Source organism: Pseudorhodoferax soli (genome assembly GCF_003337555.1).
In the GTDB taxonomy this organism is placed as follows: Bacteria; Pseudomonadota; Gammaproteobacteria; order Burkholderiales; family Burkholderiaceae_C; genus Pseudorhodoferax; species Pseudorhodoferax soli.
The window spans coordinates 130828-149632 of record NZ_QPJK01000008.1; the positions used below are offsets into that span (position 1 = coordinate 130828).

Below are 18805 nucleotides of genomic sequence, written 5' to 3' on the forward strand. Positions count from 1 at the left end.
AATAAAGGAGGAGCCGGGGCTGCCTGCGGCCCTGGCGGGGGACATTCGCGGAAGGAGCCACCCGGTGGCCTCGGCCGAAGCGCCACCCCTGCACGCGACCCCAGCAGCCCAGCGCCACGCACAACCGACATGACCACCCCCACCACCCCTTTCCGCAAGATCCTGATCGCCAACCGCGGCGAGATCGCGCTGCGCATCATCCGCACGGCGCGCGCGCTCGGCTACCGCACGGTGGCCGTGTACTCGACGGCCGACGCTTGTGCGCGCCACGTGCGCGAGGCCGACCAGGCCGTCTGCATCGGCGATCCCTTGCCCGCACAGTCGTACCTGCGCATCCCCGCCATCGTCGAGGCGGCCCGCCTTGCCGGCGCCGATGCAGTGCACCCGGGCTACGGCTTCCTGGCCGAAAACGAAGACTTCGCCCAGGCCTGCAAGGACGCCGGACTGGTCTTCATCGGCCCGTCGGCGGAGGCCATCCGTTCCATGGGCCACAAGGCCGGTGCCAAGGCCTTGATGATCGAGGCTGGCGTCCCCTGCATCCCCGGTTACCAAGGCGAGGACCAGGGCGAGGAACGCATGGCGCAAGAGGCCGCGCGCATCGGCTTCCCGGTCATGATCAAGGCCACGGCCGGCGGCGGTGGGCGTGGCATGCGGCTGGCGCTTTCGGCCAAGGAGTTCCCCGAACTGCTGCGCAGCGCGCGCTCGGAAGCGCAGAGCGCCTTCGGCGATCCGGAGGTGATCCTCGAGCGCGCCATCGTCGAGCCGCGCCACATCGAGATCCAGGTCTTCGCCGACCGGCACGGCCACGCCATCCACCTGGGCGAGCGCGACTGCTCGGTGCAGCGCCGCCACCAGAAGCTGGTGGAAGAGGCACCATCGCCAGCCGTGACCGCCGAGTTGCGCGCGCGCATGGGCGCCGTGGCCGTGCGGGCCGTGCAGGCGATCCGCTACGAAGGCGCCGGCACGCTGGAGTTTTTGCTCGACCGCGAAGGCAACTTCTACTTCATGGAGATGAACACGCGGCTGCAGGTCGAGCATCCAGTGACCGAGGCCGTCACCGGCCTCGACCTGGTGGCGCTGCAACTGCGCGTGGCCGCCGGCGAGGCGCTGCCGCTCACGCAGGAGCACGTGCGCTTCTCGGGCCATGCCATCGAGGTGCGCCTGTGCGCCGAGGATGCGGACAAGGGCTTCATGCCCCAGAGCGGCACCATGGCGCTGTGGCAGATGCCCGGCGCGCTGCGCGTGGAGCATGCGCTGGAGCCGGGCGCCGAGATTCCCCCGTTCTACGACTCGATGATCGCCAAGCTCATCGCGCACGGCGATACGCGCGAGTCCGCGCGCCGCCAGCTGTTGTCGGGGCTGGAGGATGCCGTGGCGCTGGGCGTCACCACCAACCAGGCCTTCCTGCAGCGCTGCCTGGCGCATCCGGTGTTCGCGGCCGGCGGCGCCACCACGGCCTTCATCGCGCAGCACCAGGAGGCGCTGCTGATGCAGGACGCTGCCTTGCACGCCCGCGCTGCGGCCATCGCCGCCGTGCTGCTGGACGAGACCACGGGCGCGCAGCGTGCGCCCTCGGCGCAGCGCATGACGCACCGCCTGCCGACCGGCCTGCGCTTCGAGCTCCACGGCCAGGCCGTCGGCGCGCGGCTGACGCAGCCCAGCCGCCACCGCTACCAGGTCGAGATCGGCGAAGCCCGCCACGACGTGGTGCTGGACGAACTCGGCGCAGGCACCGCGCGTTTCACCTGCGGCGGCCTGGCCGAACGCGTGGTGTTCCACCGCGATGGCGCCAGCCTGCTGTTGCTCCTGCGCGGCCAGCCGCTGCGCGTGCTGGACCAGACCCGCGCGGTGGCGCAGCGCCAGGGCGAGCAGGGCGGTGACGGCAAGCTGCGCGCCTCCATGAATGGCCGCGTGGTGGCCGTGTTGGCCGCCGTGGGCGACGTGGTGCAGGCGGGCCAGCCGGTGGTGACATTGGAGGCCATGAAGATGGAACACATCCACGCCGCGCCCTGCAGCGGCCGGTTGGTGGCGCTGCACGTGAAGACAGGCGACCAGGTCGCCTCCCAGCGCGTGGTCGCCGAGATCGAAGCTGCGGCCACCGCCTGAGCCACCGACAGGAGAAGCACATGGACACCGCACCCGAGCCCGTGGTCTGCGAGAAGCGCGGCCACGCGCTGTGGATCACGATCAACCGGCCCGACAAGCGCAACGCCATCAACAAGGACGTGGTGGCCGGCATCCGCGCCGGCTGGCGCGCCGCCCATGCCGACCCCGGTGTGCGCGTGATCGTGCTGACCGGCGCGGGCGAGAAGGCCTTCTGCGCCGGTGGCGACCTGCAGCCCGGCGCCGGCTTCGCGTTCGACCTGTCGCAGCCCAGCGTGGACTACGCCGACATGCTGCGCGAGGTGCAGAACGGCACGCTGCCCTCCATCGCGCGCATCAACGGCGTGTGCATGGCCGGCGGCGTGGGCCTGGCCTGCATGACCGACCTGGCCATTGCGGCAGACCATGTGCAATTCGGCCTGCCCGAAGTCAAGATCGGCCTCTTCCCCATGCAGGTGCTGAGCCTGCTGCAGGACATCGTTCCACGCCGCACCGTGCGCGAGTGGTGCCTGACCGGCGAGCCCTTCAGCGCGGCCGAAGCGCGCGAGGCCGGCCTCGTGAACCACGTGGTGCCCGGCGCCGAGCTGGACGCCAAGACCGAGTGGCTGGTGCAGCGCCTGGCCGGCAAATCACCCACCGCGATCCGGCGCGGCAAGTACGCCATGCGCGCGATGGCCACGATGTCCTTCGACGAAGGCATCGCCTACACCGAGAGCCAGATCGCCTTGCTGGCGATGACCGAGGACGCGCGCGAAGGCCTGGCTTCGTTCAACGAGAAGCGCAAGCCGGTGTGGACGGGGCGCTGACGAGGCACTCAGCCGCTGCGTGCGCGCCGGTTCACGTGCTTGCGCAGCACCTCGTCCATGCGCGAGTGCCAACCGTCGCCGGTTGACTTGAAGTAGTCCACCACCTCGCGGCTGTAACGCACCGACGCCAGCACCTTCTGGTTGTTCGACGGGGGGCGGCCGCGCAATGCGCGCAAGGGAACCATGGCCTTGAGTTGCGCAGGCGTCAGCGGCTGGGCGTCCGGATCGCTGCGCGCAGCCGCATTGATGGCTCTGTCTTCGGCCGCCGTCGGAACCACGACGGCGGCTCGCCTAGATGTTGTCGACATCGTGCTTCACCGTGGATGTGCCAGGCGCCAGCGAACCTCAGGGGAAGCGCCGCCCGATCCAGTCCAGCAGCAGTGCATTCACCTCCTCCGGCTTCTCCTGCTGCGTCCAGTGCCCGCAGTCGGCCACGGTGTGGCGCTCCAGGTCGGGCACGATGCGTTCCATGCCGCGCGTGGTCGAGGGCGGCAGGAAGATGTCCTGCGCGGCGCAGACCATCAGCGCCGGCACCTCGATGCGGTCGGGCGTGTTGGCGGTGTCCTCCCAGTTGCGGCGCAGGTTGCGGTACCAGTTGAGTGGGCCCGTGAAGCCGTTGCGTTCGTAGGCGCGCACGAACACGGCCAGTTCTTCATCGCTGAGCAGCGGTGCCCCCATCACCTTCTCATCGCCTTTGAACAGCTCGGCCGGCAGGGCCTGCAACGCCTGCGGCACCTGTGCGAACTGCTCGAGCGTCACGCCGGGCCGGCGCATCAGGCCGCGGAAGGTGGCGTCCACATCCTCGCCCAGCAGCTTCTCTCCGACGCCCGGCTCCTGGTACTGCACCATGTAGTGCGTGGGGCCGCGCGTGCGGCGCATGGTCTCCACCAGGTCGGTCTCGGTGCGGCGCGTGTAAGGCGTGTTCAGCGAGACGACGCCCAGCACGCGGTCCGCATGGTCGCGTGCCAGCGTCCAGGCCAGTGCGCCGCCGAAGTCGTGGCCGACGACCACCGCGCGCGCGATGCCCAGCGCATCGAGCAGGCCCGTCACGTCCAGCGCGAGGTTCTGCATGCGGTAGTCCTCCATCGCGCCCTGCGCACCGGTGGCGCCGTAGCCGCGCAGATCGGGCGCCAGCACGCCGTAGCCGGCGGTGGCCAGGGCGTCGATCTGGTGGCGCCAGGAGTAGGCCAGTTCCGGGAAGCCGTGCAGCAGCACGACGGTCGGCTTGCCCGGCGCCGCTGCCACCACGCTGGCGGCCATGGCGATGCCGTTGCTCTGCAGACGACGCCAGCCCGGGAGTGCCGCCGCGGCGGGGGAGGGTGTGGTGGTGTTCATGCCGCGCACTCTAGCGCGGCGGCCCGGGGCGCGGTGTCGCGCGCGGGTGGGCCGTTCTCAGGCGCCGGCCCAGCCCACGGGCAAGGCGTCGCCCCGCAGGCGCGAGGCGCTGGCACCGCGCTCCGGGCGGTGCGCGGCAGGCCGTTCTGCCTCGTCGGCCGTCAGGCGGAACACCGCCACCGCCTCGACCAGCTCGCTGGCCTGGCTTTGCAGGCTGGCGGCTGCCGCGGCGCTTTCCTCGACCAGAGCGGCGTTCTGCTGGGTCGTGAGGTCCATCTGCGCCACGGCCTGGCCGATCTGTTCCACGCCCAGGCTCTGCTCCTGGCTGGCCATGCTGATGGCCGCCATGAGTTCGGACACGCGCTGGACCGATGCCACGATCTCCTGCATGGTGTCGCCAGCGCGGCCGACCAGCACCGTGCCGTGCTCGACGCGCGACACGCTGGCTGTGATCAGCGAACGGATCTGCTTGGACGCTTCGGCGCTGCGCTGCGCCAGCGTGCGCACCTCGCTGGCCACCACCGCGAAGCCGCGGCCCTGCTCACCGGCCCGGGCTGCCTCCACGGCGGCGTTCAGCGCCAGGATGTTGGTCTGGAAGGCAATGCCGTCGATCAGGCCGATGATGGCGCCGATCTGTTGCGTGCTGTCCTGGATCCCGCCCATGGTGGTCACGACATCGCCCACCACGGCGCCGCCGCGCACGGCGACCGCGCAGGCATCTCCGGCCAGCACGCCGGCCTGGCGCGCGTTCTCCGCGTTGTGGCGCACCGTGCTGCCCAGTTGCTCCATGGCAGCGGCAGTCTGCTGCAGCGCCGACGCCTGCTCCTCGGTGCGCTGGCTCAGGTCGTTGTTGCCCTGGGCAATCTGCGTGCTGGCGGCCGAGACGCTCTCGGCGTTGCCGCGCACGGCCTGCACGGTGTCCACCAGGCCTTGCTGCATGCGCTCCAACGCGGCCAGCAAGAGGCCGGTTTCGTCGCGCGCCGTGGCTGCGATGAGCGTGCCCAGGTCGCCGGCGGCGATGCGGTCGGCTGCGTGCACGGCCCGGTTCAGCGGCCGCGTGATGCCGCGCGTGATCCACCAGCCCGCCACGATGGCTGCGGCCACCGCCAGCAGGCACAGCGCGATCAACTGGCCGCGCTGGCGGCCGTAGTCCACGGCGGCCTGCAGTTGCAGGTCGCGGGTGCGCTGTTCGGTGTAATCCGCATAGGCGTTCGTGGCGCGCACCAGCGCAGCCAGCAGCGGCCGGCATTCGGCATTCATGCGGGCCACAGCCTGCTCGCGCTGCTGGTTCAGCGCCAGTTCGACGATGGCCAGCGCCACCGGGCCATAGCGCTGCTCGACCTGGCCGATGTCGGCCACGAGCTTGCGCGCCTGCTCCGACACAGTGGTGTCGGCCGCCAGCATGCGGCCCAGCTGCGCCAGCTGGTCCTGCACCTGCTGGTGTGCAGCGGCGACGGCGGCCTTCTCGGTGGCCAGGTCGGCCGCCTGCGTGACCAGCACGAGGTTGCGCGCGGCGATGGCGCGGTCGTCCACGGCGGCGCGCACGTGGGCGGCCACGGTGGCGCGGGCACTCAGTCCCTGGGTGTACTGAAGGAAGCGGTCGTTGGCCGCAGCCAGTTCCACCAGCGCCAGGCCGGCCACGGCCAGCACCAGGGCGGCCAGGCCGCCGAACGCCAGGCTCAGCCGGGCGCGAATGCTCAGGTTGCTCAACATCGTCGTGGTCCTGTTGTTGTGGAACCCGGTCTTTGCCGGGACTGGACCACTGTAGGACGAAGTCAGCCGCAAATGTCGCGCAACTGTGACGGATTCCACGCGCGCAACCTGGTGCAGACGGTGGGTAAACCCGAAGGCCTCCTCTGCTGTGCATCGATATAGTAAATCGATTCAGTAAACCGATGCACAAACCGGAGACCGCCATGCCATCCCGCCGCAGCTTCTTGCAGACCGCCGCCCTGTCGTCCGTGGGTGCCAGCGCCGCCGCGCCATGGGTGGCGCGCGCCCAGGCGCCGATCGCGCTGCGCTTTTCCTCCTCCATGCTGGCCGACGACAACGCCGCGCACTTCGTCTGGTACCGCAGCTTCGAGACGGCGCTGAAAGCCAGCACCGGCGATCGCTTCAAGATCGACTACTTCCCGAACAACCAGCTCGGCAAGGAAGCCGACGTGGTGCAGCAGGTCAAGGTCGGCTCCATCGACATGATGGTCACCGGCTCGTCGATCTTCGCCACCGTGGCGCCGGAAATCGGCATGCTGGATCTGGGCTACCTCTTCGACAGCTACGCCCATGCCGGCAAGGCGCTGGACGGCAGCGTCGGCAGGCAGCTCGACGGGATCCTCAACAAGCGCTCGGGCTGCTCGGTGCTGACCTGGGCCTCGCACTTCGGCGCGCGCAGCGTCTACACCAAGGCGCCCGTCAAGTCGCTCGCGGAGATCAAGGGCGTCAAGCTGCGCGTGCTGCCCACGCCGGCCTTCATCGAGACCTTCAAGGCCATGGGCGCCATCCCCACGCCGATCCCGTTCGGCGAGCTCTACATGGCGGCGCAGACCGGCGTGGTCGACGGCTTCGAGCACGACGCCGCCACGGTGCTGGCCAGCAAGCTCAACGAAGTCACCAAGTCCTGCTGGCTGACCGAGCATTTGTTCAGCCCCATGGTGGTGGTGATCGGCAAGCGCGGCATGGGCAAGATCCCGGCCGACCTGCAGCCGGCCTTCATGCAGGCCGTGGCGACGGCCACCGCGCAGCAGCGCACCATCGCCAGCCAGAAGAGCACGGCGGCCGTGGAGGAACTCAAGGCCAAGGGCATGACCTTCTTCCCGATGGCCGCGGCCGAGCGTGCCGCAGTGCGTGCCGAGATGCAGAAGTCGCTGTGGTCCGGCTTCGCCAGGCAGCATCCGGTGACCGAGCCGCTGTTCAAGGCCATCGACGCAGCGCGGGGACAGGCATGAGCGCAGCGGCAGGCACCGCGCCGACGCTGGGTTTCCGCTCCGACACCACGGCCGGCAACTGGCTCGGCCGCCTCACGCGCGCGACCGAGGCCCTTTCGGGCATCGTGCTCGCCGTCGACGTGGTCGTGGTCTTCTTGTCGGTGGTGTTCCGCTACTTCCTGCACGACCCGGTGGACTGGGCCGAGGAGATCGCGCGTGCCCTGATGATCGTGCTGGTCTTCTTCGGCGCCGCCACGGTGCTGGCGCGCAGCCAGCACGTGGGGGTGGACCTGTTCCGCGACATGCTGCCCACGCGCTGGCGGCCGGCCATGGTGCAGGTCGTGCACTGGATCATCGCGGGCGTGTCGGCCAGCCTGTGCCTGTCCTCGGTGCTGCTGCTGGTGGATTCCTGGGAGCAGACCACCTCGATCGGGCTGCCGCAGTGGCTTTACGTGTTCCCCGTGGTGTTCGGCAGCGCGTTCATGACGCTGTTCGGCATCGCCAACGCCTGCAACGGCCCGGGCCGCCTGGTGCGCGCCACGCTCATCGGGTGCGTGGTCGCCGCGCTGGTGGTCTACGGCTGGAACCTCGTGTTGCCCAGCCACGCCATCCCGCACGGCCTGCTGCTGGCGGTGGGCTTCGTCGGCGGCCTGGTGCTGGGCGTGCCGATCGGCTTCGCGCTGGCGTTCGCGGCGCTGCTGTACTTCCTGTCCGACCCCAGCCTGCCGATGCTGGTGTATTCCCAGCAGGTGATGGCCGGGGCCGACCACTTCGTGCTGCTGGCGATCCCGTTCTTCGTGCTGGCCGGCCTGCTGATGGAGGCCAACGGCATGTCGGCCCGGCTCATCGAGCTGTTGCTGCGCATGTTCGGCCGCGTGCGCGGCGGGCTGGGCATCATCTCCATCCTGGCAACCGCCTTCTTCTCGGGCGTGTCGGGCTCCAAGCTGGCCGACATCGCCGCCGTGGGCGGCATCGTCATGCCGGCCGTGCGCCGCACCAAGCAGGACCCGAACGAGGCCGCGGGCCTGCTGGCCTGCACCGCGGTGATGGCCGAGACGATCCCGCCGTGCATCAACATGATCATCATGGGCTTCGTCGCGAACATCTCCATCGCAGGGCTGTTCATGGCGGGGCTGATCCCGGCCGCGGTGCTGGCGCTGTCGCTGGCGGTGATCGCCGTCATCGTGGGCAAGAAGATCAACCCCGACGACGCCTTCGACAAGCGCACGGCCATGCTGCCCCTGATCGGCGGCGCGCTGGTGGCGCTGCTGATGGTCGGCATGATCGGCAAGGGCGTCACATCGGGCGTGGCCACGTCGACCGAGGTCTCGGCCTTCGCCGTCGTCTACGCGCTGGTGGTCGGCGGCCTGGCCTTCCGCGAGCTGACCATGGCCTCGGTGGCGCGGTTGTTCGTGCGCTCGGCGTCGATGGCGGGCAGCATTCTGTTCATCGTGGCGGCGGCCTCCAGCGTGTCGTTCGCGCTGACCATCGAGCAGATCCCGCAGATGGTCTCGGGCTGGATGATCGCCTTCGCACAGGACTACGGCAGCACCATGTTCCTGCTGCTGGCCGTGGGCATCATGATCGTGTTCGGTGCCGTGCTGGAGGGCGCCCCCGCGCTCATCATCTTCGGCCCGCTGCTGGCACCCATCGCGCAGCAACTGGGCATCGATCTGCTGCACTTCGGCACCGTCATGGTGATCGCCATGGGCCTGGGCCTGTTCGCGCCGCCGATCGGCCTGGGCCTGTTCGCCACCTGCGCCATCACCGGCACCACGGTGCGCGATGTGGCGCGCCCTATGATGAAGTACCTGGCAGTGCTGCTGGCCACGCTCATCGTGCTGGTGGTCGTGCCTGCGTTCTCGCTGTGGCTGCCGAACCGGCTCGGCCTGTAGCCGATGCCCGTTGCCAATGTGACCACCATCCAGGATGTCGCCCGCCATGCCGAGGTCTCGGCCAGCACCGTGTCCAACGTGTTGAACGGCCGAGGCGACCGCATGCGGCCCGAGACGCGCGAGCGCGTGCAGGCCGCCATCGCGGCCCTGCAGTTCCGCCCCAGCAAGCTGGCCCAGCAGCTCAAGACCGGGCAAACGCCGCTGCTCGGCCTGCTCGTGCCCTCCATGGCCAACCCCATGTACGGCTTCATCGCGCGCGAGGTCGAGAGCTGCGCGCAGGAGCGCTTCGGCCTGCGCCTGCTGATCGGCAGCACCTACCGCGACGCGGCCAAGGAGGCCGCCTTCTTCGAGGACATGCTGGCCCATGGCGTGCGCCGCGTGATCGTGATCTCTTCGCTCGCAGAGGAGCGCCACCTGGAGTCGGCCGTGGAGCGCGGCATGGCCGTCATGAGCTACGACCGCCGCGCCACGCCGGGCCAGCCCTCGGCCGTGGGCCACGTGACGCCCGACAACTTCGAGGCCGGCCGCCTGGCCACGGCCCACCTGGTCGCGCATGGCCACCGGCGCCTGGCCTTCGTCACCGTCGCCGGCATGACCATGAGCCGGCGCGACAAGATGGCGGGCTTCCACGCCGCGGCCACGGCCGCGGGCCTGGCCGGCAGCGCCAAAGTGCTGGACGGCGGCCCGCTGGACGAATACGGCGACTCGGTGATCGCCGAGGTCGGCCGGGCCATGGGCCTGCAGCTGGCGGCCGATCCCGAGCGGCCGACCGGCCTGGTCGCGCTCAACGACCTCATGGCGCTGGGCCTCATGGCCGGGCTGCGCGAGGGCGGCGTGGCCGTGCCCCGGCAGGTCTCCGTGGTGGGCATCGACGGCCTGTTCCTCGCAGCGCTGTCCAACCCCGGCCTGACCCACGTGCAGCTGCCCATCCGCGAGATGGCCCAGGCCATGGTCGAGGCCATCGCGGGCGAGGGAGCGCCGCCGCCCGAGCAGATCTTCCGCCAGGTGCGGCTCGTCGAGCGCGCCTCGGTGGCGGCGCCACCGCAATGAGAACAAGGCAGACATGACGACGGTTTTCGTGAGCCATCCGCAAGACAAGTTCGACCACTACTTCGGCCAGCGCGCGCTGGCGCAGCTGCGCAGCGTGGCCGAGGTGCGCTGCAACCCCGAGGCGCGCGAACTCACGCTGCCCGAGCTCGTCGATGCACTCGACGGCTGCGATGCGCTGATCGCCTACCGCGGCACCGCCGGCCCCGAGGCCTTGTTCGCGGCGCGGCCCCAACTGGCCGCCTTCGTGCGCTGCGCGATCGACATCCGCACCGTGGATGTGCCGGCCGCCAGCCGCCACGGCGTGCTGGTCACCCAGGCCAGCGCCGGTTTCATCGCTTCTGTGTCGGAATGGACCGTCGGCGCCATGGTCGACCTGGGCCGCGGCACGAGCCGCTACACCGCGGCCTACCACGCGGGCGAGGTGCCGGCGCCAGTGATGGGACGCCAGCTGCGCGGCAGCACGCTGGGCGTGGTCGGCTACGGCCAGATCGCGCGCTACCTGTGCGATGTGGCGCTGGCGCTCGGCATGCAGGTGCGCGTGGCCGCGCCCGAGGCCGTGCCCGCACAGGGCGCGCTGCGCCCGGCGTCGCTGCCCGCGCTGCTGGCCGAGAGCGACTTCGTGGTCTGCCTCGCGCCCGCCAAGCCCGAGACCCACCACCTGTTCGACGCTGCTGCCTTCGCCGCCATGCGGCCGGGCAGCTTCTTCGTGAACGCAGCGCGCGGCGAGCTCGTGGACGAAGCCGCGCTGCGGGCCGCGCTGGACAGCGGCCACCTGCGCGGCGCCGCGCTGGACGTCGGCATGGCGCCGGACCAGATGCCCAGCCCCGCGCTGGCCGCCCACCCGCGCGTGGTGGCCTCGCCGCACATCGGCGGGCTCACGCCGCCGGCCATCGAGCACCAGGCGCTGGAGACCGTCGCGCAGGTGGGCGCGCTGGTGCGCGGCGAGATGCCGCCCGGCGCCGTCAACGCGGGCGATGCCACACGCGTGCGGCGCTGGCCCGCCTTCGCCGCCACCCCGGCCTGACCTTCCCGAAAGCTCCATGACCTCTGCTGCATTCGACGGCGCGTGCGATTGCCACGTGCACATCTACACGCCCGGCTACGCGCTGGCGCCCACCGCCACCTTCACGCCGCCCGACGCGCCGCTGTCGGCCTACCGCGCCGTGCAACAGGCCCTGGGCCTGCGCCGCGCGGTGGTCGTGCAGCCCACGGGCTACGGCTTCGACAACGCCTGCACGCTGGCGGCCGTGGCGGAGCTGGGCGAGGACGCCCGCGCTGTCGTGGTCGTGCCGCCCGAGGTGACGGATGCCGAACTCGCGCGCCTGCATGGTGCCGGCGCCCGCGGCATCCGCTTCATGATGCTGTCCGGCGGCCTGCTGGCATGGGACGCCCTGGAGACCCTGGCCGCGCGCGTCGAGCCGTTGGGCTGGCACATCGACCTGCAGTTCGACGGGCGCGACATGCCGCTGCATGTGGAGCGGCTGCGCCGGCTGCCGGGCCGGCTCGTGATCGACCACATCGGCAAGTTTCTGGGCCCGACCACGCCCGACGACGCGGCCTTCGGCACGCTGCGCCGCGTGCTCGACGCCGGCCGCTGCTGGATCAAGCTGGCCGCGCCCTACGAGACCTCGCGCAGTGGCCCGCCCGCCTATGCCGACGTGGCGCCGCTGGCGCGCGCGCTGGCCGCGCACCATGCGGAGCGCTGCCTGTGGGCCAGCAACTGGCCGCACCCCAACGTGCAGCCCGTACCCGACAACCGGGCGCTGCTCGACTGGGCGCTGGAGTGCATCGGCGACGCAGGGAAGACGCGCCACATCCTCGTGGACAACCCGGCCGCGCTGTACGGGTTCTGAGCGGCGGGCGCGCAGGCGCCGCACGCCGGCCATGCCAGGCGCTGGCACGCGTGCGTCCCTGCGCGACGTTTGCACGCGCGTTGCTCCATCGCAAGCGCCGCCATGTCTTGCGCCCAGGCGCTGCGCTGACCGGCGGTCCGTCCGGGCAGACCCGCAGTGCCTCAGCGAGTTGACGCAAGAGCCGGTGCAACCCCGCCGGTAGCCTTCGGCATCGCCACGCGGGCATGGTGGCCGGTTGCAGGCGGCCGGCTGCTGGGCCGGCCGGACCTGCTTTCCAACGAAGGACATGCGCATGCAAGACCCCGCCACGAACGACCGCACCCTGGTCGATGGCCTGGCCCGCCAGTTGGCCACCCGGCCCCAGGCCACGGCCTACCGCTGCGGCGAGCGCCGCCTCACGTTCGCCGACGTGGAGCGCGAGACCAACCGGCTGGCCAACGCGCTGGCGGCCACCGGCGTGTCCCGCGGCAGCCGCATTGCGGTGCTGACCAGGCACCACATCGAGTGCCTGCTGGTCACATTGGCGGCGTGCAAGCTCGGCGCCGTCTGCATGCCCGTGAACTGGCGCCTCACGGGGGCCGAGGTGGCCTACATCGTCAACCACGGCGAGGCCCGCTTCCTGATGGCCGATGCCGATTTCCTGCCCACCGTGCAGGCGGCCGACCTGCCGGGCATCACCACGCTGGTCAGCACGCGGGGCGGCAGCGGCGCCGTGCCCGGCCTGGCCGACTGGTACGCCGGCTTCGACGCGCAGCGCACGCCCGTGCCGGTGGATGCGCAGGACGCGGCGCTGCAGCTGTACTCCTCCGGCACGACCGGCCTGCCCAAGGGTGTGGTGCTCTCCCACGCGGGGCTGCTGTCGACCTCGCGTGTCGTCTCGCGCGACTGGAACTTCGACGCCCGCCATGTGCTGGGCAACCCGCTGCCGGTGTTCCACGTGGCCGGCATGACCATGCTGCTGCTCACGCTCTACACGGGCGGACAGACCGCCTCGTACCCGGACTTCGACCCCAAGGCCTACCTGGCGGCGTTCGCGGACCACGGCATCACCCACACCTTCGTGGTGCCGGCCATGCTGCTGTTCATGCTGCAGGTGCCGGGCGCGAGAGACATGCCCAAGCCCGCTCTGCAGCTGATCGCCTATGGCGGCTCGCCGATCAGCGAGACCGTGCTGCAGCAGGCCTTCGACGTGTTCGGCTGCGACTTCCTGCAGGTCTATGGCCTGACGGAGGTCTCGGGCCCGGCCACCTTCCTGATGCCGGCCGACCACCGCGGCGGCGACGCCGAACTGCTGCGCGCGGCCGGCAGGCCCATCGGCGGCGCGCGCTTGCGCATCGTCGACCCGATCACGCGCGAGGACCTGGCCGAGGGGGCGGTCGGCGAGGTCTGGATCGAATCCGACCGCAACCTGCTGGAGTACTGGCGCAACCCCGAGGCCACGGCCGCCGCCTACCCCGAAGGCCGCAACGCCAACGGCGGCTGGTTCCGCTCGGGCGATGGCGGCTACCTGAAGGGCGGCTACCTCTACATCCACGACCGCATCAAGGACATGATCGTCTCGGGCGGCGAGAACATCTACCCGGCCGAGGTCGAGAACGTGCTCATGCGCCATCCGGCCGTGGCCGACGGGGCCGTGATCGGCGTGCCCGACCCGACCTGGGGCGAGGCCGTCAAGGCCTGCGTGGTGCTGCGGCCGGGCATGGCCGCGGATGCGGCCGCCATCATCGGCTTCATGCGCGAGCACCTCGCGCACTTCAAGTGCCCCAAGAGCGTGGACATCGTCGACGCGCTGCCGCGCAACCCGAGCGGAAAGATCCTGAAGCGCGTGCTGCGCGAGCCGTATTGGCAGGGCCAGCGCCGCGCCGTCGGTTGACCGCGCCAAGAACACACCCAAGGAGACAAGCCATGCACAAGAACCTCGTCCTCGCGGCCACCGCGGCCCTGGCCTGCTGGGCCCTGCCGCACACCGTGCTGGCCCAGGCCGGCAAGCCCATCAAGATCGCACTGATCGCGAGCAAGACCGGCCCCTCGGAGCAGTACGCGCGCGACACCGAGCGCGGCGTGCGACTGGCGCTGGACTATTTGACGCAGGGATCCATGACGCTGCTGGACCGCAAGATCGAGCTCATCGTCAAGGACGACCAGATGAAGCCCGAGCAGTCCAAGGCGCTGCTGACCCAGGCCTTCGCCGACGACAAGGCCGACATCGCGATCGGCACCTCCTGGTCGGGCGGCGCGCTGGCCATGGCGCCCGTGGCCGAGGAGTACGGCAGGATCCTCATGCTGGAGCCGGCGATCGCCGACTCGCTGACCGGCTCGGCCTGGAACAAGTACCTGTTCCGCGCGAGCCGCAACTCCTTCCAGGACGCGCTGGCCACGGCCGCAGCGCTGGGCGATGGCGACAACGTGGCCTTCCTCGCGCCCGACTACGTCTACGGCAAGGACGGCGTCAAGGCCTTCAAGGAGGCGCTGGGCGCGACCAAGCGCAAGGTGAACCTCGCGCACGAGGAGTTCATCCCGCTGTCGACCACGGATTTCACGGCACCCATGCAGCGCATCTTCGACCGCATGAAGGACCTCAAGGGCAAGAAGTACCTGGTCGTGATCTGGGGCGCGCCCAACCCGATCCGCAAGATCTCCGAACTGAACCCGGGCCGCTACGGCATCGAGTTCCTGTCCATCGGTGGCGCCAACCTGGACAACGCCAAGCCCTGGAAGGGCCTGGACGTGGGCGGCGGCACCTTCTACTACTACGACTTCCCCAAGAACCCCATGAACGACTGGCTCGTGGCCGAGCACAGGAAGCGCTACAACGTGCCGCCGGACCTGTTCACCGCGGGCGGCTTCACGGCCGCGGCCGCCATCGTGGCCGGCATCCGCAAGGCCAGCAGCGTCGACACGCCCAAGCTCATCGCGGCCATGGAGGGCATGGAGTTCGACACGCCCAAGGGCAAGATGAGCTTTCGCAAGGAAGACCACCAGGCCATGCAGGTGCAGTACCAGTTCCGCATGAAGAAGGACGGGCAGGGCGAGTGGGACCTGTTCGATCTCGTGCGCGAGATCCCGGCTGCCGAGATGCCGGTGCCGGTCACCGTCAAGCGCTGAGCCGATGGCCGACACCCCCGCGCTGGCCAGCCGCGGTCTGGGCATCCGCTTCGGCGGCCACGCGGCCGTCGACGACGTGAGCGCAGCCTTCGAGGCCGGCACGCTGACGGCCATCGTCGGGCCCAACGGCGCCGGCAAGACCACTTACTTCAACCTGCTGTCGGGCCAGCTGAAGGCCAGTGCGGGCGCGGTGCTCTACAAGGGCGAGGACATCACGCGGCTGTCTGCGGCGCAGCGCACGGCGCGCGGCATCGGCCGCGCGTTCCAGCTGACCAACCTGTTCCCGCGGCTGAGCGTGGCCGAGAACGTGCGGCTGGCGGTGCAGAGCCGGCACCGCGCCGGCTTCAACATGCTGGCGCTGTGGCGCCAGCGCGCCGACCTCATCGCCGAGGCCGAGGCCTGCCTGGAAGAGGTAGGCCTGGCCGCGCGCCGCGATGACCTGGCGGCCAGCCTGCCGCATGGCGACAAGCGCAAGCTGGAGGTGGCGATGCTCATGGCGCTGGCGCCAGAGGTCGTGATGTTCGACGAGCCCACGGCCGGCATGGGTGTGGACGAGGTGCCCGTCATCCTGGAGCTGATCCGCCGCCTCAAGGCGCGCGGCGACAAGACCATCCTGCTCGTGGAACACAAGATGGACGTGATCCATTCGCTGGCCGACCGGATCGTGGTGCTGCACAACGGCCGCCTCGTGGCCGACGGCCAGCCGGCCGAGGTGATGGCCTCGTCCATCGTGCAGGAGGCCTACCTGGGTGTGCGCCGCGTGCGCAAGGAGGCCGCGCATGCCTGATGACGCCCAGGACACGCTCTTGCGCCTGGAAGGCGTGCACACCCACATCGGCGAGTACCACATCCTGCAGGGCGTGGACCTCACCGTGCCGCGTGGCGCGCTCACGGTGCTGCTGGGCCGCAACGGCGCGGGCAAGAGCACCACGCTGCGCACCATCATGGGCCTGTGGCAGGCTAGCCGGGGCCGCACCAGCTTCGCGGGCCGCGACATCACCTCTGCCAGCACGCCCGAGATCGCACGCGCGGGCATCGCCTTCGTGCCCGAGGACATGGGCATCTTCGCCGGCCTCACGGTGCAGGAGAACCTGCGCCTGGCGGCCATCGCAGGGCGCTTCGACGCCGCCCGGCTGGACTGGATCTTCGGCCTGTTCCCCGCGCTCAAGCGCTTCTGGCTGCGGCCCGGCGGCCTGCTCTCGGGCGGGCAGAAGCAGATGCTTGCGATCGCGCGGGCCATCGTCGAGCCGCGCCAGCTGCTGCTGATCGACGAGCCGACCAAGGGCCTGGCCCCGGCCATCGTCGACAACCTCGCCCAGGCCTTCGAAGACCTCAAGGCGCGGGGCACGACCATCCTGCTCGTGGAGCAGAACTTCCACTTCGTGCGCGGCCTGGGCGACCACGTGGCCGTGATGGACGACGGCCGCATCGTGCACACGGGCGCCATGGCCGCGCTGTCGGCCGACGAGGCCCTGCAGTCCCGTCTGCTGGGCCTGCACGCCGGGGCTGTTCATTGATGCGCACCGCCACCCCATCCCCTGGAGAAGCCATGGCCGTCCTCGAACCGCCGCCGGCCGCCGCCGTGCCCGAGCCGCTGCCGGGCCGCCAGCGCGACTGGTTGCCGGCCGCCATGATCGTCGGCTTCATCGCGCTGGCGCTCCCGCTGATCGGCAGCGTGCCGACCTGGATCACGCTGACGGTGGCCGCGCTGGCCATGGGCATGATGCTGTTCATCATGGCCAGCGGGCTGACGCTGGTGTTCGGCCTCATGGACGTCATGAACCTCGGCCACGCGGCCTTCGTGGCCGTGGGTGCGTACACGGCCACGCTGCTGGTGGCGCCGCTCAAGGGCCTGCTGGCCTCGCCCGCGGTGGGGGCGGGCCTCGCCGCGATCGCGGCCGTGATCGTGGCAGCCATGGCCGTGACGGCCGCGCTGGGCTGGGCCTACGAGCGGCTGTTCGTCAGGCCGGCCTACGGCGACCATCTGAAGCAGATCCTCGTGACCATCGGCGCCATGATCATCATCGAGCAGCTGGTGCTGGTGCTGTTCGGCGTCAACCAGATGCTGCTGCCGCTGCCGGAGGCCGTGCGCGGCTCGATCGTCATCGGCGAGGTGGGCGTGGAGCGCTACCGGCTCGTGGCCGTGGGCGTGGGCGCGGTGGTGTTCGTGGCGCTCACGCTGCTGCTCAACCGCACGCGCATCGGCCTGTTGATCCGCGCCGGCGTGGAGAACCGCGCCATGGTCGAGGCCCTGGGCTACCGCGTGCGCGGCATCTTCGTGGGCGTGTTCGTGGCCGGCTCGGCGCTGGCGGGGCTGGGCGGCGTGATGTGGGCCTTCTACCGCGAGCAGTTCACGGTGGCCATCGGTGCCGAGGTGCTGGTGCAGATGCTGATCATCGTGGTGATCGGCGGGCTGGGCTCGGTCACGGGCTGCTTCGCAGGCGCCATGCTGATCGCGCTGGCCAGCAACTACGTGAGCTTCCTGCTGCCGGACCTGGCCCTGGTGTCCAGCATCCTCGTCATGACGGGCGTGCTGCTGTGGCGCCCGCAGGGCCTGTACCCCGTCAACCACCACTGACCATGCTGACCCACCTGCTCTCCGGCGACTTCCCGCGCAGCCGTGTGCTCTCGGGCGTGCTGCTGCTGATCCTGCTGTACCTGGCGACCGCGCCCTTCCTGTTCCCGGGCGCGCGTGCGCTCAACGTGGCGGCCACGGTCTGCGTGTTCGTGGTGCTGGTCGCGTCCTTCGACCTGCTGCTGGGCTACTGCGGGGTGGTCTCGTTCGCGCATGCCATGTTCTACGGCATCGGGGCCTATGGCGTGGCCATCGCCATGCACCGTCTCGGCCCGACCTGGGGCGCCATGGCGCTGGGCGCGCTTGCGGGCATCGCGCTGGCGGTGCTGCTGTCCTTTCTGATCGCACTGATCTCGCTGCGCGTGCGCGCGATCTTCTACACCATGATGACGCTCGCCTTCGGCGCCGCCTTCGGTGCGCTGGTGCTGCGCCTGTCGGATCTCACGGGCGGCGACGATGGCCGCAGCTTCCGCCTGCCGGAGGTGCTCATGCCGGCGTTCCGGCCGTTCGAGGGCGATGTGTTCGGCGTCACGGTCAACGGCAAGGTCTTCGTCTACTACCTCGTGTTCGCGGTGTCGCTGGTGCTGTTCCTGTTCATGCTGCGGGTGGTCAATTCGCGCTTCGGCCGCGTGCTGCAGGCGATCCGCGAGAACGACTTCCGCGCCGAGGCCATCGGCTACCGCACGCTGCACTACCGCATCGCGATCAACTGCCTGGCAGCCGCCATGGCCGCCTGCGCCGGCGTGCTGATGGCCCTGTGGCTGCGCTACGTGGGGCCGCAGACCACGGTGGGTTTCAACGTCATGCTCAACATCCTGCTGATGGCCGTGATCGGCGGCCTGGGCACGGTCTACGGCGCGGTGGTCGGCGTCACGCTCTACGTGCTGGCCGAGAACTACCTGCAAAGCCTGCTGGGCGGCGTGAGCGAAGGCGCCCAGGGCCTGCCGCTGCTGCCCGCGCTGTTCCACCCGGACCGCTGGATGCTGTGGCTGGGGCTGGTGTTCGTGCTGGCGGTGTACTTCTTCCCGAGCGGGATCGTCGGGCGGTTGCGGAGCGCGCGTGGGCGCCCTGCGTAGCCGCTGATGGCGCGTGCCGGGGAAGACCGGCTGCCGGAATGGGAGACACGGGCCGTGGAAAGTCTGCCGCGCTGCGGGCGACC

At 70.5% G+C, this 18805-nt stretch carries 16 protein-coding genes; 13 read left to right on the plus strand and 3 right to left on the minus strand.

The features are described 5' to 3' along the window. Positions 1-129 precede the first annotated feature (129 nt). Complete coding sequence (locus DES41_RS25960; protein WP_114470518.1) at positions 130-2106, plus strand: acetyl/propionyl/methylcrotonyl-CoA carboxylase subunit alpha; 1977 nt, start codon at positions 130-132, stop codon at positions 2104-2106. A 20-nt stretch (positions 2107-2126) separates the two neighbouring features. Then, positions 2127-2909 (plus strand): enoyl-CoA hydratase/isomerase family protein, encoded by a 783-nt coding sequence (locus DES41_RS25965; protein WP_114470519.1) that lies wholly within the window; start codon positions 2127-2129, stop codon positions 2907-2909. 8 nt (positions 2910-2917) lie between these two features. Here the strand turns inward: DES41_RS25965 and DES41_RS25970 are convergent, their stop codons facing one another. Genes DES41_RS25970 through DES41_RS39630 form a run of 3 tightly spaced genes read right to left on the minus strand, consistent with a single transcriptional unit; the run spans position 2918 to position 5957 of the window. Then, a complete protein-coding gene (locus tag DES41_RS25970; RefSeq protein WP_114470520.1) occupies positions 2918-3217 on the minus strand; it encodes a BrnA antitoxin family protein in 300 nt (99 codons plus the stop codon). A gap of 37 nt (positions 3218-3254) precedes the next feature. Further along, a complete protein-coding gene (locus DES41_RS25975) occupies positions 3255-4244 on the minus strand; it encodes an alpha/beta fold hydrolase (protein ID WP_114470521.1) in 990 nt (329 codons plus the stop codon). 57 nt (positions 4245-4301) lie between these two features. Then, positions 4302-5957, minus strand: coding sequence for a methyl-accepting chemotaxis protein (locus DES41_RS39630; RefSeq protein WP_147282960.1), 1656 nt, complete (start codon positions 5955-5957; stop codon positions 4302-4304). Between the two features lie 203 nt (positions 5958-6160). Between DES41_RS39630 and DES41_RS25985 the strand changes: the two genes are divergently transcribed. The 11 genes from DES41_RS25985 to DES41_RS26035 all read left to right on the plus strand — a co-directional run bounded on the left by DES41_RS25985 (position 6161) and on the right by DES41_RS26035 (position 18722). Continuing rightward, the gene (locus tag DES41_RS25985) at positions 6161-7189 is read left to right on the plus strand and encodes a TRAP transporter substrate-binding protein (protein WP_114470775.1); all 1029 of its coding nucleotides are present in this window, start codon (positions 6161-6163) and stop codon (positions 7187-7189) included. Next, positions 7186-9063: a TRAP transporter large permease gene (locus DES41_RS25990; RefSeq protein WP_114470522.1), complete on the plus strand. Its 1878-nt coding sequence runs from the start codon at positions 7186-7188 to the stop codon at positions 9061-9063. The genes DES41_RS25985 and DES41_RS25990 overlap by 4 nt, the downstream gene beginning before the upstream one ends. 3 nt (positions 9064-9066) lie before the next feature. Beyond that, the gene (locus tag DES41_RS25995) at positions 9067-10113 is read left to right on the plus strand and encodes a LacI family DNA-binding transcriptional regulator (RefSeq protein WP_114470523.1); all 1047 of its coding nucleotides are present in this window, start codon (positions 9067-9069) and stop codon (positions 10111-10113) included. A gap of 13 nt (positions 10114-10126) precedes the next feature. Then, positions 10127-11137 (plus strand): hydroxyacid dehydrogenase, encoded by a 1011-nt coding sequence (locus DES41_RS26000; RefSeq protein WP_114470524.1) that lies wholly within the window; start codon positions 10127-10129, stop codon positions 11135-11137. 16 nt (positions 11138-11153) lie between these two features. After that, a complete protein-coding gene (locus DES41_RS26005) occupies positions 11154-11966 on the plus strand; it encodes an amidohydrolase family protein (RefSeq protein WP_114470525.1) in 813 nt (270 codons plus the stop codon). A gap of 292 nt (positions 11967-12258) precedes the next feature. Further along, entirely contained in the window at positions 12259-13839 is a 1581-nt protein-coding gene (locus tag DES41_RS26010; RefSeq protein WP_170168292.1) for a long-chain-fatty-acid--CoA ligase, read from the plus strand. Between the two features lie 32 nt (positions 13840-13871). Next, positions 13872-15071, plus strand: a complete 1200-nt coding sequence (locus DES41_RS26015; protein WP_114470527.1) for a substrate-binding domain-containing protein — start codon at positions 13872-13874, stop codon at positions 15069-15071. 4 nt (positions 15072-15075) lie between these two features. Then, positions 15076-15858 (plus strand): ABC transporter ATP-binding protein, encoded by a 783-nt coding sequence (locus DES41_RS26020; RefSeq protein ID WP_114470528.1) that lies wholly within the window; start codon positions 15076-15078, stop codon positions 15856-15858. Then, positions 15851-16588: an ABC transporter ATP-binding protein gene (locus DES41_RS26025; RefSeq protein WP_114470529.1), complete on the plus strand. Its 738-nt coding sequence runs from the start codon at positions 15851-15853 to the stop codon at positions 16586-16588. The genes DES41_RS26020 and DES41_RS26025 overlap by 8 nt, the downstream gene beginning before the upstream one ends. Before the next feature lie 32 nt (positions 16589-16620). After that, positions 16621-17649: a branched-chain amino acid ABC transporter permease gene (locus DES41_RS26030; protein WP_114470530.1), complete on the plus strand. Its 1029-nt coding sequence runs from the start codon at positions 16621-16623 to the stop codon at positions 17647-17649. A 2-nt stretch (positions 17650-17651) separates the two neighbouring features. Then, positions 17652-18722, plus strand: coding sequence for a branched-chain amino acid ABC transporter permease (locus tag DES41_RS26035; RefSeq protein ID WP_114470531.1), 1071 nt, complete (start codon positions 17652-17654; stop codon positions 18720-18722). The last annotated feature ends 83 nt before the right edge of the window (positions 18723-18805 follow it).

Coding starts and splice junctions, on each gene's coding strand:
- DES41_RS25960 (WP_114470518.1), top strand. CDS start 130: ATGACCACCCCCACCACCCCTTTCCGCAAGATCCTGATCGCCAACCGC.
- DES41_RS25965 (WP_114470519.1), top strand. CDS start 2,127: ATGGACACCGCACCCGAGCCCGTGGTCTGCGAGAAGCGCGGCCACGCG.
- DES41_RS25970 (WP_114470520.1), bottom strand. CDS start 3,217: ATGTCGACAACATCTAGGCGAGCCGCCGTCGTGGTTCCGACGGCGGCC.
- DES41_RS25975 (WP_114470521.1), bottom strand. CDS start 4,244: ATGAACACCACCACACCCTCCCCCGCCGCGGCGGCACTCCCGGGCTGG.
- DES41_RS39630 (WP_147282960.1), bottom strand. CDS start 5,957: ATGTTGAGCAACCTGAGCATTCGCGCCCGGCTGAGCCTGGCGTTCGGC.
- DES41_RS25985 (WP_114470775.1), top strand. CDS start 6,161: ATGCCATCCCGCCGCAGCTTCTTGCAGACCGCCGCCCTGTCGTCCGTG.
- DES41_RS25990 (WP_114470522.1), top strand. CDS start 7,186: ATGAGCGCAGCGGCAGGCACCGCGCCGACGCTGGGTTTCCGCTCCGAC.
- DES41_RS25995 (WP_114470523.1), top strand. CDS start 9,067: ATGCCCGTTGCCAATGTGACCACCATCCAGGATGTCGCCCGCCATGCC.
- DES41_RS26000 (WP_114470524.1), top strand. CDS start 10,127: ATGACGACGGTTTTCGTGAGCCATCCGCAAGACAAGTTCGACCACTAC.
- DES41_RS26005 (WP_114470525.1), top strand. CDS start 11,154: ATGACCTCTGCTGCATTCGACGGCGCGTGCGATTGCCACGTGCACATC.
- DES41_RS26010 (WP_170168292.1), top strand. CDS start 12,259: ATGCAAGACCCCGCCACGAACGACCGCACCCTGGTCGATGGCCTGGCC.
- DES41_RS26015 (WP_114470527.1), top strand. CDS start 13,872: ATGCACAAGAACCTCGTCCTCGCGGCCACCGCGGCCCTGGCCTGCTGG.
- DES41_RS26020 (WP_114470528.1), top strand. CDS start 15,076: ATGGCCGACACCCCCGCGCTGGCCAGCCGCGGTCTGGGCATCCGCTTC.
- DES41_RS26025 (WP_114470529.1), top strand. CDS start 15,851: ATGCCTGATGACGCCCAGGACACGCTCTTGCGCCTGGAAGGCGTGCAC.
- DES41_RS26030 (WP_114470530.1), top strand. CDS start 16,621: ATGGCCGTCCTCGAACCGCCGCCGGCCGCCGCCGTGCCCGAGCCGCTG.
- DES41_RS26035 (WP_114470531.1), top strand. CDS start 17,652: ATGCTGACCCACCTGCTCTCCGGCGACTTCCCGCGCAGCCGTGTGCTC.